Source organism: Streptomyces carminius, from assembly GCF_002794255.1.
In the GTDB taxonomy this organism is placed as follows: domain Bacteria; phylum Actinomycetota; class Actinomycetes; order Streptomycetales; family Streptomycetaceae; genus Streptomyces; species Streptomyces carminius.
The window spans coordinates 341-1,926 of the sequence record NZ_PGGW01000054.1; the positions used below are offsets into that span (position 1 = coordinate 341).

The following is a 1,586-nucleotide window of genomic DNA, read 5'->3' on the forward strand; positions in this document are numbered from 1 at the left end:
TGCTGGAACGACACGACGTCGGCGGTGTGCTTGAGCCCCGCTACATTGTCGGCGCAGAATCACTTGACCAGTGAGCTATTACGCACTCTTTCAAGGATGGCTGCTTCTAAGCCAACCTCCTGGTTGTCTCTGCGACTCCACATCCTTTCCCACTTAGCACACGCTTAGGGGCCTTAGTCGATGCTCTGGGCTGTTTCCCTCTCGACCATGGAGCTTATCCCCCACAGTCTCACTGCCGTGCTCTTCACTTACCGGCATTCGGAGTTTGGCTAAGGTCAGTAACCCGGTAGGGCCCATCGCCTATCCAGTGCTCTACCTCCGGCAAGCACCACACGACGCTGCACCTAAATGCATTTCGGGGAGAACCAGCTATCACGGAGTTTGATTGGCCTTTCACCCCTAACCACAGGTCATCCCCCAGGTTTTCAACCCTGGTGGGTTCGGGCCTCCACGACCTCTTACAGCCGCTTCACCCTGCCCATGGCTAGATCACTCCGCTTCGGGTCTTGGACACGCTACTCAACCGCCCTGTTCGGACTCGCTTTCGCTACGGCTCCCCCACACGGGTTAACCTCGCAACGCACCGCAAACTCGCAGGCTCATTCTTCAAAAGGCACGCAGTCACGACCGCAAGCGCAAGCACTCACGGCGACGCTCCCACGGCTTGTAGGCACACGGTTTCAGGTACTCTTTCACTCCGCTCCCGCGGTACTTTTCACCATTCCCTCACGGTACTATCCGCTATCGGTCACCAGGGAATATTTAGGCTTAACGGGTGGTCCCGCCAGATTCACACGGGATTTCTCGGGCCCCGTGCTACTTGGGTGTCTCTCCAACGAGCCGCTGACGTTTCAGCTACGGGGGTCTTACCCTCTACGCCGGGCCTTTCGCATGCCCTTCGCCTACATCAACGGTTTCTCACTCGCCTCACAGCCGGCAGACCGTGAAAAAAGAGATCCCACAACCCCGCCTACGCAACCCCTGCCGGGTCTCACACGTAAACGGTTTAGCCTCCTCCGGTTTCGCTCGCCACTACTCCCGGAATCACGGTTGTTTTCTCTTCCTGCGGGTACTGAGATGTTTCACTTCCCCGCGTTCCCTCCACACTGCCTATGTGTTCAGCAGCGGGTGACAGCCCATGACGACTGCCGGGTTTCCCCATTCGGACACCCCCGGATCACAGCTCGGTTGACAGCTCCCCGGGGCCTATCGCGGCCTCCCACGTCCTTCATCGGTTCCTGGTGCCAAGGCATCCACCGTGCGCCCTTAACAACTTGGCCACAGATGCTCGCGTCCACTGTGCAGTTCTCAAACAACGACCAGCCACCCGCCACCCCGCCCACCAACGAGCGAGTACACCGGGACCGGCACCGAAGACACCAGCCATACGGCCGTGCCCTCAGACACCCAACAGCGCGCCCGACACCGGAGAACACCCTCCCCGCCGTTCCACGCCCCAACAGGAGCAGTACTGGACAGGGAAACCATCCCCACGATGCCGACTAGTCAACGTTCCACCCATGAGCAACCACCGCCGAACGTGCGCCGGCGTAGTGGCCCCTGGACCACCAGACCCGGCAACCCGG

The 1,586-nt window shown here is 60.0% G+C and carries 1 rRNA gene (cut by a window edge); it reads right to left on the minus strand.

Going from position 1 to position 1,586, the window contains the following annotated elements:
* Positions 1-1,280, minus strand: a 23S ribosomal RNA gene (locus CUT44_RS33550); its annotated part reaches 340 nt to the left of the window's first position; the annotation flags it as partial.
* Positions 1,281-1,586 lie beyond the last annotated feature (306 nt).